A 14,012-nucleotide genomic window follows, 5' to 3' on the forward strand; every position below is an offset into this window, starting at 1 on the left:
AATCGAGATCTCGTCCAGGGCGCCTAGGAGAGCGTGACGACCTCGCCGCCTCGAGCCGCCGAAGCCTGGGCGGCCTTGGCGATCTCGACGGTACGGATGCCCACGCCGGCGTCGGGTTGGGGCTGGCGTCCCTCGCGGACGGCATGCACGAACTCGTCGAGCAGGAGCGCATCGAGGTCGGCGCCCACAGGGCTCCACGTCTCGCCGTGAGCATCGTGCCCGGCAACGCCCTTGGCGAAGGGGCTGACGGTCACGGTGCCGCGCTCGGCGATCACCTGCAGGGTGAGTCCACCCCAGCTGGCCGAGCTCATCGGCCAGCTCCAGGAGCAGTCGATCGTGGCGATGACCCCACTCGGATACTGGATCGTCACCAGGCCGCCGGTCTCGACCTCGAGGTCGCGCTCCGCATGCAGGATGCGATTGGACACGGCGCGGACGGACTGGGCACGCTCGCCGAGCAGCTCGTCGAGGATGTCGGCGCAGTGCACGACATGGTCGACGAGGGCGCCGCCCCCCGCCAGCTCCGGATCCGTGAACCAGGCCCGGTCCTGCGGCAGCTTGCCGTTGTTGATCCCGGTGACGCCCATCACGTTGCCGAGGCGCCCGCTCCGCAGCTCGGTGATCGCATCGCGCACGCTCGGGGCGAATCGCACCGGATAGGCGACCATCAGGATCACGCCGGCACGCTCGCACGCCTCGCGCATCGCGATCGCATCCTCGACCGTCGTGGCCAGGGGCTTCTCGCACAGCACATGCACCCCGGCTGCGGCCGCGCGCTCGACGAGGGCGCGATGCCGGGAGTTCTCGGCGGCGATCACGACCGCATCGGGCTTCCAGGCGAAGGCCTCGTCGTAGGTCTCGACGTAGGGGACACCGAGTTCCGCGGCCAGCGCTGCTCCTCGGGGTGCATCGTCGGGCGCCGTGGCGCCGTCGGGGTCGGCGGCGATCAGCTCGACGCCCGGCATCGCGTTGAGCGCGTGGACGTAGCTCAGTGCGTGCGTGTGGGCGAACGAGAGGACGGCGATCCGCAGCGGAGTGGGGGCGGTCATCGAGTGGCCTCCTCGGCCGTGCGTGCAGACGATGCGGGGGTGGCGACGGGCAGTGCGACCGGGGCGCCGGAGGCGATCGAGGCGTACGCGCCCTCGGCCACGGCGACGGCCTCGATGCCGTCCGCCGGGCTGACCCTGGCATCGCGCCCCTCGCGCAGGGCGGCCACGAAGTCGGCGATCTCAGCGAAGTACGGGCTCTCCTGCGGCGACATCGGCGGCAGGTAGTCGGTGTCGACGTCAGCAAGCACGGCGTCGGTGCGCAGCGCGTCGTCCTCGGCGCTGTCGTAGCGCAGGCGCCCCTCCGACCCCGCGACCTCGACGCTCGTGCGGAACGGCATGCCCGGCGCGACCCAGCTGCCGTGGATGTGACTGATGACGCCGCTGCGGTGCGTGAGCACGACGTGCGCCGTCACCGGCGCGGGCACGCGGTCGTCGATGGTCGGCGGGTTCTGCACCGCGTAGACCGACTCGACGGGGCCGGCGAACCAGACCGCCTGGTCGATGTCGTGGATCATCAGGTCGCGGATGACCCCGCCGCCCGCCCGCTCCGAGAAGAACCACGGGGTCTGCGGGGCGGAGCCTGCCCGACTGAACCGCTGCACAGCGAGCGTGCCGATGCGACCGGCGTCGATGCCCGCCTTGATCTGGGCGTACTCACCCATGTACCGAACGACATGGGCGGGGAACAGGCGCACGCCCGCTTCCTCGGCGGCGCGGGCGACGGTCGCTGCGATCTCGGCGGTCTCCGCGAGCGGCTTCTCGCAGATCACGTCGAGCCCGCGGGCGATGGCGCGCAGGGCGAAGTCGGCATGCGTGCTGCTCGGGGTCACGATGTCGACGATGTCGACCAGGCCGATGAGGGTGTCGACATCGTCGACGAGCTCGAACCCGTACTCCGCGGCGATCTCCTCTGCGCCGGCGAGCGAGGTGACGTAGCCTTCCGCCCCGAGCGCCCGCCAGGCGTCGGCGTGCACGCGGGAGATCCCGCCCGCGCCGATGAGTCCGACCTTCAACGTGCTCACTGCTTCTCCTCGGTTGTCTCGTCGGTCGGGTCAGCGGCTTCCGAAGGTGCGACCCGCAGGGGGGTGATCGGCGGAGCCGGCATGTCCTCGATGCCGTAGATCTCGGCGGCGAGCCGCTGGAACGCGTGCACGACCGCCCCGTGGGCGGCGGCTTCGGCGCCCAGGCGCGCTTCCGCGATCGGCACCTGGAACGGCAGGCCGAGGTGACCGGGCAGTGCCGCGCGCAGGGGGTCGAGCAGGTGCTCATGCGCGGCAGAGAGTCCACCGCCGATCACGATCATGGCCGGGTCGACCGTCATGATCAGGGTCGCGATGCCGTGGGCGAGCTCGCCGATGAATCCGTCGAGCTCCTGCTGTGCGGCCGCGTCACCGCCGCGCGCCTTCGCGAAGACCTCGGCAGCGGTCGGGGCGGTGCGCCACGTGATCTGGCCCGTCTCGGTGTTCAGTCCCCGGAAGGCGAGTCGGCCGATGTCGCCCGCGGCGTTGTGGATTCCGCGGCGCGGGCGTCCGCCGAGGATCAGCCCCATCGCGATGCGGTTGCCGACCGACAGGTAGATGACGTCGTCGACGAGCTGCGCGACGCCGAGGTGATGCTCGGCGACGGCCGCGAGACGAACGCCGTTGTCCACCGCGACGGGGCAGCCGAACGCCTGGCGCAGCTGGGAGCCGATGTCGATGCCCGACCACTCGGGGATGACGACCGAGGTGGTGACGCGCCCCGTGTCGTCGACGATGCCGGGAAGCGAGACGCCGACCGCGCGGACCTTCGATCCCGGGATCGAGACCGCGGAGAGCGTACCCCGCACGTCCTCGATCACGGCAGCCAGCTTGGACGCGCCATCGGGCCGCTCGGCCACGCCGGGGAAGCTGCGCTGCGCGATGACGTGTCCGGCCAGGTCGGCCAGCACGACGCGCACGCTCGCGACGCCGATGTCGACGCCGACGACGGTTCCGGCTGCGGCGTGGAACGAGTAGCGGCGGGCCGGACGACCTGCGCCGCCGGCGTTCTGCGCGGGGGCGTCGACGATCAGACCGGAGTCGGTCAAGGCCGTGACGGCGTTCTCGACGGAGGTACGTGAGATCTCGAGGGAACGAGACAGATCGTTGACGGTGGCGGGGCCGGAATCACGCAGCTGCAATGCGGATCGCGCCACGATCGAAAGCGGACCTGTCACGGCCATGTGCTGCCCCCTCTTCTCCGGCTTCGTTGCGATCAACGTCGGGTGCGATCAAATTAGCACACCGAATTCTCAGATCAAGCTTTGTTGTTCTCGAACCGGAAACACCGCTGAAACACGGGCCTGAGAACTTGTACTTGACGAATTATCCCATTGCAGTGTCATAATGAACCGTACTCAGCACGGTATAAGCAAAGGAGCACCATGCGCGTCAGCAAGATCACCGGCGTCGTCGCGGGAATCGCGGCCGCCACCCTGTTGGCCGGATGTTCGGCCGGCGGAGGCAACACCGCAGAGGGTGAGCAGGACATCACGGTCTGGCTCTACCCGGTCATCGCCGACGAGGCGGTGCACAAGGACTTCTGGGACTCGACGATCGCCGATTTCGAGAAGCAGAACGAGAACGTCAACGTGAAGTACGAGATCTTCCCGTGGGCCAACCGCGACGAGGCGCTGCAGACGGCGATCGCCGCAGGCAAGGGCCCCGACGTCGTCTACCTGATCCCCGACCAGCTCGCGGCGTACCAGAAGTCGATCGCCCCGCTCAACGATCTGCTGAGCCAGGAGCGTCAGGACGACCTACTGCCGAACGTGAAGAAGTCGGTCACGCTCGACGGCGACATCCTCGGCGCGCCCATCCTCACCAGCGCCCAGCCCCTCATCTGCAACGCCGCCGCCTTCGAGGCCGCCGGTGTCACGGAGTACCCCGAGACCTGGGACGACATCACCGCGATGGCGCCGAAGTTCACCGAGAAGGGCATGTACGCGCTGAACTACCCGGCTTCCGCCGAGAACACCCTGAACCTCACGTACTACCCGCTGCTGTGGCAGGCCGGTGGCGCGGTCTACACGAAGGACGGCGACGTCGGCTTCGACAGCAAGGAGGGCGTGCAGGCGCTCACCTTCCTCACCGACCTGGCGGAGGCCGGTGCCCTCGACCCGGAGGCGCTCACCACGAACGTGCCGCTGGAGCAGACCGCGGTCGCTCAGGGCAAGGTCGCCTGCACCTGGAACAACGCGGTCAACGAGGTCGTGCCGTTCTGGGGCGAGGAGAACGTCAAGGTGATGGCGCCGCTGACCGAGAAGGAGTCCGTGGCATACGGCACGGTCGGCTCGCTCTCGGTGCTCAAGGGCTCCAAGGCGCAGGACGCCGCCGCGAAGTTCGTCGAGTACGCCACCGGCGCGGACGTCGTCGAGCCCTACCTCAAGGCAGCCGGCTACTTCTCGGCGCTGAGCACCACCGAGCCGCTGTACGCGGATGACCCGCTGCTCGGCGAGGTCGAGAAGTACGTTCCCGACACCACCGTGGGTGAGCTCAACGCCTCGTCCCGCGCGCTGATGGGCGTGCTCGCGCCGGAGATCCAGGCCGCCCTCCTCGGTGACAAGACTCCCGAGGACGCACTGAAGGATGCCGCGACGGCCGCGGCACCCCTGATCAAGAAGTAGTCGATCGAGAAGTAGTCGATCGGGGGCATGCGGAACCCGGACTCCGCATGCCCCCGCACCCTGTCCCTCTCCCCACGTGAGGTAGCACTGATGACCACGGCAACCACGGCGAAGAAGCCCGCAGGGCGGGTGACGAGGCTGATCGCACGACGCGAGGCGCGGATCGCGTTCCTGTTCGTGCTCCCCGCCTTCCTCCTGTTCATCGCCTTCCGCTTCGGCCCCAGCATCGCCGGCGTGGCCCTGAGCTTCTTCGACTACGACATCACCGGCGAGATCTCCTGGCGGGGTCTCGACCACTTCCAGCGCATGATCGCCGACCCGCTGTTCTGGCGGGCCATGGGCACCACGCTGATCTACACGGTGTTCGCCGTGCCGATCGCGCTCGTGCTCTCGACCGTCATGGCGCTCGGCGTGCGTCGGGCCTTCCGGGGTGCACGCTTCTTCCGCTCGATCTTCTTCCTCCCCGTCATCACCTCGCTCGTGCTCGCCGGGTCGATCTTCGTCTGGATCTTCTCCGCCAACGGACCCTGGTCCGCGCTGATGACCCCGCTGGGGCTCGGCGGCTCCTGGCTCGGCAGCACCGTGCTCGTGATCCCCGCGATCGTCGTCGTCGGCGTCTGGTCGCGGTTCGGCTACGGGATGATGATCCTCATCGCCGCGCTGCAGGACGTGCCGCGCGAGCTCGAGGAAGCCGCCTTGATGGACGGCGCGAACGCCTGGCAGCGCTTCCGCTACGTCATCCTTCCCGTGCTGCGGCCGACCTTCTTCTTCCTCGCGGTGATCGAGACGACCGCCGCGTTCCAGGTGTTCGACGTCATCTATGTGATGACCCAGGGCGGGCCGGCGAACGCCAGCTACTCGCTCGTCTACATGCTCTACGACCAGGGCTTCCGCTACTTCGACTACGGCTACGCGGCCGCGATCGGTGTGGCCCTGTTCGTCATGACCCTCGTCGTCGCGCTCATCCAGCGCCTGGTGATCGGAAAGCAGAAATGACCGCTCTGATGCAGCCGCCGACGCCGACCGAGACGTCCACGTCCCCGAAGCCCCCGAAGACGTCGTCGAAGCAGCGCCGTGCGTATCGCGCACTCCAGCCCACGGGGTGGGGGATCGTCGGCCGGTGGATCTGGCTGAGCCTGGCGGGGATCCTCAGTTTCTTCCCGTTCTACGCCATGGTCGTGCTGAGCCTGAAGCCCGGCATGGTGGTCGAGCTCCCCGGTTCGCTGCTGCCCTTCCAGGACATCTCGTTCGACGCCTACGAGCAGGTGCTCGCGGGGCAGAACATCCTCGGCTGGCTCGGCAACACCCTCATCTACTCGCTCGTCTCGGTCGTCGCGGTGCTGTTCCTGTCCGCACTCGCCGGCTACGCCTTCGCCAAGAAGCGGTTCCGCGGCAAAGAGGTGATGTTCTGGTCGTTCCTGGCCATGGTGATGGTGCCGTTCCACGTGACGCTCATCCCGACGTTCATCCTGATGGCGAACCTCGGCGGCGTCGACACCTACTGGGGCCTCATCCTGCCCTCGCTCGCGAACGCGCAGGCCGTGTTCCTGATGCGGCAGTTCATCTCCGGGCTCCCGGACGAGCTGTTCGAGGCCGCCCGCATCGACGGCGCCGGCGAGTTCCGCATCTTCCTGCGGATCGTGCTGCCGTTGTGCAAGCCGATCCTCGCGACCCTCGGCATCTTCGTCTTCCTGTGGCACTGGAACGACTTCCTGTGGCCGCTCATCATCGCGAAGTCCAACGCGATGTTCACACTCACCGTCGGCATCTCGTCGCTGCAGCAGCAGAACGTTCCGCTGAGCACCATGCTCGCCGGTTCCGTCGTGGCGCTGCTGCCCATCTTCCTCGCGTACCTCATCGCTCAGCGGTACGTGCAGGAGGGCGTGGCCGGTACAGGCATCAAGGGCTGAGAAGAAGGGAAAGCACCACATGACTCAGCACACTTTCTCATCCGAGGCGGAGCTCGAGGAGGCGCTCGCGACACCGAGCGCCGGCCTGATCGACGACCTCGCACGCGGGGCGGGCGACCTCGTGATCCTGGGGGCTGGCGGCAAGATGGGCCCGACCCTGGCCATGCTCGCTCGCCGCGGGATGGATGCAGCCGGGCGGGAAGGAGACGCGGTCTACGCCGTCTCGCGCTTCGGCGATGCTGCGATCCGCGAACGCCTGGAGACCGCCGGCGTGAAGGTCATCCCGTTCGATCTGATCGAGAACGACGACTTCTCCTCTCTGCCGGATGCCCCGAACGTGGTGTTCATGGTCGGCGCGAAGTTCGGTGCAGCGACCAACGCCTCCTGGGCGTGGGAGGTCAACGCCGCCCTGCCAGACCGCGTGGCCCGCCGCTACCGCGACAGCGCGATCTCGGTGCTCTCCACCGGCAACGTCTATCCCTTCCTTCCCGCATCCTCCGGAGGGGCCTCCGAAGAGGTGCAGCCCGCACCGATCGGCGAGTACGCGCAGTCGTGCCTCGGCCGTGAGCGCGTGTTCGAGTTCGGGGCTCAGGAGCGCGGCACCAAGGTCGCGATCATCCGCCTGAACTACGCGGTCGACCTGCGCTACGGGGTGCTCGCCGACATCGGCAGTGCCGTGCACGCCGGCCAGCCGGTCTCGGTGGCCACCGCGAACGTCAATGTGATCTGGCAGGGATACGCGAACGAGGTCGTGCTGCGCAGTCTCGTGCACGCGTCGACGGCGCCGTTCACGATCAACCTCACCGGCCCCGAGCTGCTGAGCGTCGAGTCGATCGCCCGCCGCTTCGGCACGCTGTTCGACCGCGAGGTCGAGATCGTCGATGAACCCCAGTCGACCGCGCTGCTCAGCGATGCGCGCCGGTGCATGGCCCTGTTCGGCTACCCGGCCGTGTCTGCCGAGACGCTGATCGGGATGCAGGCCGACTGGATCGAGAGGGGTCTGCCGATGATCGCCAAGCCGACCAAGTGGGCCGTGCGGGACGGGAAGTTCTGATGGCCGGTTCTGCCGAACGCACTGCGACCGTGCCGTCGCTGCGCGCCGAGGCCGCGGCGACCCTCGCCCGCGGAGCTGTGATCCCCGCGCACCCGCTCGCCCTCACGGCCGATCGCTCCCTCGACGAGCGTCGCCAGCGGGCGCTCTCGCGCTACTACCTCGACGCGGGAGCCGGTGGCCTCGCGGTCGGCGTGCACACGACGCAGTTCGAGATCCGCGACCCGGAGCATGCGCTCTTCGAGCCGGTGCTCGCGCTGGCTGCGGAGGAGATGGACGCCCGCGACGATGCGAGTCTCGTGCGCATCGCCGGGGTGGCCGGCGACACCACCCAGGCTGTGGCCGAGGCGGAGCTGGCGCGATCGCTCGGCTACGACGCCGTGCTGGTCAGCCCGCGCGTCGCCGGGGCTGACGAACGCGCACTGCTCGAACGTGCCCGCGCTGTCGGCGAGGTGCTCCCGCTGGTCGGCTTCTACCTGCAGACCGCGATCGGCGGCCCGGTGCTCGACCGCGATTTCTGGTGCGAGTTCGCCGCGATCCCCTCGGTGGTGGCGGTCAAGGCCGCTCCGTTCGATCGCTATCGCACGCTCGAGCTCGTACGTGGCGTGGCCGCATCCGGTCGGGCCGACGAGATCGCGCTCTACACCGGCAACGACGACGCCATCGTGGCGGATCTGCTCTCCGAGTTCCACGTGGACTCGCCCGACGGGCCCCGCACCCTGCGGTTCGTCGGCGGCCTTCTGGGCCAGTGGGCGGTCGGCACGCGCGCGGCGGTCGCGCTGCTCGACCGTGCGCAGCGGGCCATGGCCGGCGACGCGGATGCCTACCGGGAACTCGGGCTCGTCGCATCCGACATGGTCGACGTGAATCAGGCGGTGTTCGATCCGGGCAACGACTTCCAGGGCGTGATCGCGGGCGTGCATGAGATGCTGCGCCAGCAGGGGCTGCTCGAGGGGATCTGGTGCCTCGACCCCGCCGAAGGGCTCTCGCCGGGGCAGGCCGAGGAGATCGCCCGCGTGCGTCGGGCATACCCGGCCCTGAACGACGACGCCTTCATCGCCGAGAACCTCGAGGACTGGCTGCGATGAACGCCGCGGCGAGCGCACCGGCCGTGGTCGCGGTCGTCTCGGAAGGGCTCTTCGCGGAGTTCTTCTCGTCGGCGGATGCCGAGCGTCTGCGCGCGGCCGCCGCTCGTCTCGGTGGTTCTCTCGTGCGCGTCGACCGTCTCACCGATGCCGAACTCGGCGAAGTGCGCATCGTCATCACGAGCTGGGGTGTCGGGCCCTTCGATGCCGCGGTGCTCTCGGCGCTGCCGAAGCTCGAACTGGTCGCGCACACGGGGGGCACGATCAAGCCCTTCGCGACCGATGAGCTGTTCGACCGCGGTGTCGTGGTGACCCAGGCCGGTGCGGGGATGGCGCGACCCGTGGCTGAGGTGTCGCTCGCCTTCACGCTTGCGCTGCTGCACCGGGTGCCCGAGATGCACAACGCCCTCCGCGCCGGCGATGGCTGGTACGACGCGGCGACGGTCGGGGTGCAGCGCGAGATCCTCGGAACGCCCATCGCGGTGATCGGGGCTTCACGCACCGGACGGGCCTATCTCGAGCTCATCCGTGCGCTCGGGGCGGAACCGCTGCTGGTCGACCCGACGCTCGGCGCTTCGGAGGCCGCTGCCCTCGGTGCAGAGCTCGTGCCGCTCGACGATGCCCTGCGCCGCGCGCAGATCGTCGCCGTGCACGCCCCCACGCTGCCGGAGACCCACCACATGATCGGTCGCCGCGAGCTGGCGCTGATGCGCGACGGCGCAGGGCTGGTCAATACCGCGCGCTCCTGGCTGGTCGACGAGACCGCGCTGCTCGACGAGCTCCGACGTGGGCGGATCAGTGCGGCGATCGACGTGTTCGACGAGGAGCCGTTCCCCGCGGACAGCCCGTTCCGGACGCTGCCAGGGGTGCTGGTCACCCCGCATCGCGCGGCGGGCACGCACCAGGGGCGGCTGCGTCAGGGGCGGATCGTCGTCGACGAGGTCGAGGCCTTCGCCGCTGACCGCCCTCTCGCGCACACCGTCACCCACGACCAGCTGTCTTCGATGGCATGAGCGGAACGCCGCTGCGCGTGGCCTTCGCCGGACTCGCGCATTCGCACCCGTACACCGACGCCGCCAACGTCCGAGCGCTCGGGGGCGAGGTCGTCGGGGTGCACGATGCGGACACTGCTGCGGCAGGAGAGTTCGCCGCGCGGTTCGGTGGGGTGGCAGTGGCTTCCGTCGCCGAATTGGGGGCGTTGCGACCCGACCTCGTCATCGCCACGCCGCGTCCCGGTGAGGTCGTGCCGTTCCTGCGGGTGCTCGGCGGCGGGAGCGCACCGGTGTTCGTGAACAAGGTGATCGCGGCGACGGAGGCTCAGCTCGTCGAGGTCGACCGCGCGCTCGCGGCATCGTCCGTCCCGGTCGGCACCAGTTCGGTGCTGCGCTTCGCCCCCGCGCTCTCTGCCCTTGCCGCGGAGGTCGCGCCCTTCCTGCAGACGCTCGACGGTGTGCTCGCGCTCCGCGTGCACACCCAGCACGACAACGCGGCCTTCCGGTTGCCCGACCGCTCCTGGCAGGACGATCCGCAGCAGGGCGGGGGTACGGCGGTGACGGTCGGCGTGCATGCGTGGGAACTGGTCGACGTGCTGCTGCCGGGAGCGACCCTCGTGTCGGGATCCGGGTGGACGCGCGTGCGGCGGGGATCGAACGCGGTGTCGGAAGTCGGGGCATCGGAGGATGCGGCAGGCATCGAAGGCCTGCTGCGGGTTCCCGGCGCGCAGCGCGAGGTGCCGGTGCAGGTGCTTGTCACCGGGACTCCCGGACCGGACGCCTACACGCTGGAGGTCGTGACCGCCGACGGCATCCGTACAGTCGCGCTCGACGTCGACGACGCCAATGTCGGGCTCGGGTTCCGCGGTCTGATCCGCGCCTTGCTCGATGCGGCGGCTCACGGGGCGACCGTCGCTCTGTGGTCCGACGCGCGGGTGGTCGTGGCGAACAGCATCCGCGCCGCCGACATCGCGAGAGGTCAGGCATGAGCGCCCAGAAGATCCGTGCCGCCCGCCCAGAAGATCAATCCGCACTGACGGCGCTGTGGGCGACCGCGTTCACTCCTCCGCTGGCTCCCGACCAGTGGCTGATCGATGACGATCGGCTGGCGCACACCATCGTGGCCGAAGACGACCGAGGGGTCTGCGGATCGATCTACGGTCTGCCCAAGCGACTGCGGGAGGACGAGGGTGGTGTGGCGAACGTGCACGCGATCGGCAGCGTCGCGGTCGCCGGGCGTGCCAGAGGGCAGGGGCTCGCGCGCCGTCTCGTCGCCGCGACGCTGGATACCGCGGGCGATGCCGAGTGGGCGCTGCTCTTCACGGGCACCCCGGAGGTGTATCGCTCCAGCGGCTTCGAGACGTTCGTCATGGCACGGACCCTGACCGGTCCCTGGAGTGCTCCCACGCCCCGCAAGGACGAGGGGCGTGCCGACGGACGCGTCGAGCGCGAGACGGTCGGGCTCGGGAGCTTCCGTTCGCTGCGCGATGTCTACGAGCGCTCGCGTGCCGGGCGGGTGGTCCTCGCACCGGTGCGCAGCGACCGCGACGCGGCGATGGCGGAGGTGCGGATGCGGGGTGCGACGCTGTATCGCCGCGTCGAGGGTTCGACCGTGCTCGGCTACGTGATCGCCGAGCGTCGAGGGGACGTCGGCGTACTCCTGGAGAGCGCTGTGGTCCCGGATTCCGCGCGCGTGCGCGACGACCTGCTCTCCTCCGTCGCCGCGGACTGGGCGCTCGCCGGGGTGTCGTCGTGCGAGCTCGCCGTCCCTGCACTGCCCGACGAGGAACCCGCGCTTCAGGCGTTCGCACCGCAGGCCGTGCGGCAGGACGATCGCACGGGCATGATCCGTCCGCTGCGGCGCTCGGCGCGGCTGAACGGCATCCGCCACTTCACGGCGGGCGACTACTTCTGAGCGACCCGCTCGGAGACGGCACTGGGGGACTGGGGATCGATCGGATGATGCGGCCCGGCAATCAGCCGGACGCCTGACCGCGGCGACGACGCCGCAAGGAGGATGAGCATGGCCCAGAAATTGAGCACGACCCAGAAGTTGAGCACGACTCTGAACACGGACATGACGCTGCAGGACCAGTCTGCACGCGAGAGGAACGAGACCGCGGCCCTGCGCAGCCGGCGCATGCTGCTCGCGGGATTCGGGGCGGCGGCGATCGGCGGCGTGGCCGCTGTCACCACGCAGACACCGGCGCAGGCGGCCGGACCCGTGGCGCCCCAGGACTCCTCGGGGTCGAAGAGCGTCGCCAACGGCGGTACCGCGACCGCACTCGCGAGCCGGAAGGGCAAGGACGGCGACCTCGCCCGCACGGCCGGGTACGCGGCGCCGGGCGATGGAGGTGCCGGGTTGTACCGCTTCGTGAAGAAGGACGCTCCTGCCGCGAACGGAGGCACCGTGCTCGCCGGCCCCAAGGGCGGAGCGTGGGTGCTCGTGCACGGGGGAGTCGTCGACTTCCGCCTGTTCGGGATCATGGATGCGAGCGTGAACGCCGACGACGCTCTCGACGCCATGGTGAACGATGCGGGCATCCACCGCATCGAGGCGCACACCGACCTCAACTTCGTGCGCCGCCACACCTTCTCCCGGTCGAACATCGCCTTCGACTTCGGCGGCCACCTCATGACGACCGTGGGCATCGAGAACGCCGGGAAGGACGACCCGTTCGCCGCGGTCATGTTCTTCCGCGGAGAGGTGACCGACGCCGTACAGGAGTCGAAGCTCGGCGAGGCTGTGCCCGATCTCGGCGACATCTTCCCGGTCGCCGACTCCTCGTTCTTCGCAGTCGGGGACTGGTACGCCGCCGAGGTGAACGCGCTGTCGGGTCGCTGGGAGCGCGAGCTGCAGCGGATGGTGCAGGTGACGCAGATCGTCGACGGCACGCACATCCGCATCAACTACAAGAACGGCTGGCCGCTCGGCAAGGATCGCACCATGACCTGGCGACGGGTCGTGCCGGTGCAGGACGTGACGGTGTCGAATCTGAAGTTCCTCGGCACGGGCACCGACGAGTACACCGGCTCGCACCCGTTGGCATTCGAGTACGCGGTGCGCTGCGACGTCGACCACATCGACGGCACCGGCACGTTCTGGCCGCTCATCCAGCGCCGCTGGAACACGTACTACTCGACCGTGAGCTGCACGTTGAAGAACCCGACCTCGGTCACCTGGGGTGGAGCGGGCTATCTGACGCAGCAGATCTACTGCCTCTACGGCTACGTCGCCAACTGCCACACCGCGAACGCCCGTCATCTGAACGACTTCACCGCGAGTGCGTACTGCCTGGTCGAGAACTGCCACGGCGACGGCGACGACCAGGGCCCGTTCGTCACGCACGGACAGTACGAGCACGACCTCACCTACACCGGCAACTCGGGCCTCATGACCTTTGCGAACTCCGGAGCGGCCTGGGGTTCGGCGGCCAAGCGCATCACGGTGCGCAAGCATGTGTGCTCGTGGTTCGTGGCGCGCGTGCGCATCACCGACCTCACCCTCGAAGACGTGCAGGTGATCGGTAAGCCATCGCTCGCCGGCTCAGGGATGCTGTGGATCAACGCCGACGGCGCGCAGCTGCGGGGGTGCACCGCGTCGGACACGCTCATCATCACGCAGGCCTCGGACAACTCGGCGCGGCCGACGACCATCACGGATTCGCACTTCACATTCGTGGCCCCTGGCGAGCTCACCAATGCCACGGTGAAGACGCCGGTCACCTTCGTCGACACCGTGCTCGATCGGGTGGGCGGCATGAAGATCACCGGTGCCGGCGCGATCACGTTCCGCGGCTCGACGCTCACCGCCGCCGACGATGCGGCACCCGTCGTGTCGTCGTCCGAGCGGCTGCGCTTCGAGGGTTCCACGCTCCGCAACGTGCGTATCGCGGCAGCCAGGGGCGAGCGCCAGGCGGTCGAGATCGCGGGATCGGACGTCGCGAACAAGGGCGGCGCCGGTGTCGCACGCACCGGCGACGGCGAGCTGCACTTGACGCTGAGCGACAGCACGTTCCGCGCGGAGGGTTCGGCCACGCACGTCTTGGTCACCAAGGGCACCAACCACTACCGCGCGGTCGGCAACCGCTTCGAGGGCGGAGCGCTGGAGCTGACGGACGCCGCGTTCGGCTCGTCCTCCACGCTGCTGCACACCGGCAACGTCGAGTCCGGTGTGACCCGCACGGCCTTCCCCGCCGAGGGCGCTCGCGTCGTCGACACCGCCAACCTCGCGGTCTGACCTCCTGCTGCTGCGCGAGTGCACGGGATCCTGACGAGT

The 14,012-nt window shown here is 69.3% G+C and carries 12 protein-coding genes; 9 read left to right on the forward strand and 3 right to left on the reverse strand.

Annotated features, from left to right (window positions below):
* Positions 1 to 23: 23 nt before the first annotated feature.
* The 3 genes from AB4070_RS13080 to AB4070_RS13090 are packed head-to-tail and all read right to left on the reverse strand — an operon-like array spanning position 24 to position 3,252.
* On the reverse strand, positions 24 to 1,049 hold the full coding sequence (locus AB4070_RS13080) for a Gfo/Idh/MocA family protein (protein ID WP_441980465.1): 1,026 nt from the start codon (positions 1,047 to 1,049) through the stop codon (positions 24 to 26).
* The gene (locus AB4070_RS13085) at positions 1,046 to 2,071 is read right to left on the reverse strand and encodes a Gfo/Idh/MocA family protein (protein ID WP_441980466.1); all 1,026 of its coding nucleotides are present in this window, start codon (positions 2,069 to 2,071) and stop codon (positions 1,046 to 1,048) included. Before AB4070_RS13085 ends, AB4070_RS13080 begins: the two co-directional genes overlap by 4 nt.
* Positions 2,068 to 3,252 carry an ROK family protein gene (locus AB4070_RS13090; RefSeq protein WP_441980467.1) on the reverse strand — a complete coding sequence of 395 codons (1,185 nt, stop codon included), beginning with the start codon at positions 3,250 to 3,252 and terminating at the stop codon, positions 2,068 to 2,070. Before AB4070_RS13090 ends, AB4070_RS13085 begins: the two co-directional genes overlap by 4 nt.
* Before the next feature lie 201 nt (positions 3,253 to 3,453).
* Here AB4070_RS13090 and AB4070_RS13095 point away from each other — a divergent pair, with 201 nt between their 5' ends.
* The 9 genes from AB4070_RS13095 (at position 3,454) to AB4070_RS13135 (ending at position 13,973) form a co-directional block, all read left to right on the forward strand.
* Positions 3,454 to 4,695, forward strand: coding sequence for an ABC transporter substrate-binding protein (locus AB4070_RS13095; RefSeq protein WP_441980468.1), 1,242 nt, complete (start codon positions 3,454 to 3,456; stop codon positions 4,693 to 4,695).
* Between the two features lie 90 nt (positions 4,696 to 4,785).
* Positions 4,786 to 5,691 carry a carbohydrate ABC transporter permease gene (locus AB4070_RS13100; RefSeq protein WP_045263004.1) on the forward strand — a complete coding sequence of 302 codons (906 nt, stop codon included), beginning with the start codon at positions 4,786 to 4,788 and terminating at the stop codon, positions 5,689 to 5,691.
* Complete coding sequence (locus AB4070_RS13105) at positions 5,688 to 6,605, forward strand: carbohydrate ABC transporter permease (RefSeq protein ID WP_441980469.1); 918 nt, start codon at positions 5,688 to 5,690, stop codon at positions 6,603 to 6,605. Before AB4070_RS13100 ends, AB4070_RS13105 begins: the two co-directional genes overlap by 4 nt.
* A gap of 19 nt (positions 6,606 to 6,624) precedes the next feature.
* Positions 6,625 to 7,659, forward strand: coding sequence for an NAD-dependent epimerase/dehydratase family protein (locus tag AB4070_RS13110; protein WP_441980470.1), 1,035 nt, complete (start codon positions 6,625 to 6,627; stop codon positions 7,657 to 7,659).
* A complete protein-coding gene (locus AB4070_RS13115; protein WP_441980471.1) occupies positions 7,659 to 8,744 on the forward strand; it encodes a dihydrodipicolinate synthase family protein in 1,086 nt (361 codons plus the stop codon). Before AB4070_RS13110 ends, AB4070_RS13115 begins: the two co-directional genes overlap by 1 nt.
* Positions 8,741 to 9,754, forward strand: coding sequence for a hydroxyacid dehydrogenase (locus tag AB4070_RS13120; protein ID WP_441980472.1), 1,014 nt, complete (start codon positions 8,741 to 8,743; stop codon positions 9,752 to 9,754). Before AB4070_RS13115 ends, AB4070_RS13120 begins: the two co-directional genes overlap by 4 nt.
* Entirely contained in the window at positions 9,751 to 10,722 is a 972-nt protein-coding gene (locus AB4070_RS13125; protein WP_441980473.1) for a hypothetical protein, read from the forward strand. The genes AB4070_RS13120 and AB4070_RS13125 overlap by 4 nt, the downstream gene beginning before the upstream one ends.
* Positions 10,719 to 11,648: a GNAT family N-acetyltransferase gene (locus tag AB4070_RS13130; protein ID WP_441980474.1), complete on the forward strand. Its 930-nt coding sequence runs from the start codon at positions 10,719 to 10,721 to the stop codon at positions 11,646 to 11,648. Before AB4070_RS13125 ends, AB4070_RS13130 begins: the two co-directional genes overlap by 4 nt.
* Positions 11,649 to 11,756: 108 nt before the next feature.
* The gene (locus tag AB4070_RS13135) at positions 11,757 to 13,973 is read left to right on the forward strand and encodes a peptidase C14 (protein ID WP_441980475.1); all 2,217 of its coding nucleotides are present in this window, start codon (positions 11,757 to 11,759) and stop codon (positions 13,971 to 13,973) included.
* Positions 13,974 to 14,012: the final 39 nt, after the last annotated feature.

The sequence above is a fragment of the Microbacterium sp. 2RAF4 genome (assembly GCF_052115285.1).
Lineage (GTDB): Bacteria > Actinomycetota > Actinomycetes > Actinomycetales > Microbacteriaceae > Microbacterium > Microbacterium oxydans.

What these genes read in the sequence shown, in the direction of transcription:
- AB4070_RS13080 (WP_441980465.1), bottom strand. Translation starts at nt 1,049, where the DNA reads ATGACCGCCCCCACTCCGCTGCGGATCGCCGTCCTCTCGTTCGCCCAC.
- AB4070_RS13090 (WP_441980467.1), bottom strand. Translation starts at nt 3,252, where the DNA reads ATGGCCGTGACAGGTCCGCTTTCGATCGTGGCGCGATCCGCATTGCAG.
- AB4070_RS13095 (WP_441980468.1), top strand. Translation starts at nt 3,454, where the DNA reads ATGCGCGTCAGCAAGATCACCGGCGTCGTCGCGGGAATCGCGGCCGCC.
- AB4070_RS13100 (WP_045263004.1), top strand. Translation starts at nt 4,786, where the DNA reads ATGACCACGGCAACCACGGCGAAGAAGCCCGCAGGGCGGGTGACGAGG.
- AB4070_RS13105 (WP_441980469.1), top strand. Translation starts at nt 5,688, where the DNA reads ATGACCGCTCTGATGCAGCCGCCGACGCCGACCGAGACGTCCACGTCC.
- AB4070_RS13110 (WP_441980470.1), top strand. Translation starts at nt 6,625, where the DNA reads ATGACTCAGCACACTTTCTCATCCGAGGCGGAGCTCGAGGAGGCGCTC.
- AB4070_RS13115 (WP_441980471.1), top strand. Translation starts at nt 7,659, where the DNA reads ATGGCCGGTTCTGCCGAACGCACTGCGACCGTGCCGTCGCTGCGCGCC.
- AB4070_RS13120 (WP_441980472.1), top strand. Translation starts at nt 8,741, where the DNA reads ATGAACGCCGCGGCGAGCGCACCGGCCGTGGTCGCGGTCGTCTCGGAA.
- AB4070_RS13125 (WP_441980473.1), top strand. Translation starts at nt 9,751, where the DNA reads ATGAGCGGAACGCCGCTGCGCGTGGCCTTCGCCGGACTCGCGCATTCG.
- AB4070_RS13130 (WP_441980474.1), top strand. Translation starts at nt 10,719, where the DNA reads ATGAGCGCCCAGAAGATCCGTGCCGCCCGCCCAGAAGATCAATCCGCA.
- AB4070_RS13135 (WP_441980475.1), top strand. Translation starts at nt 11,757, where the DNA reads ATGGCCCAGAAATTGAGCACGACCCAGAAGTTGAGCACGACTCTGAAC.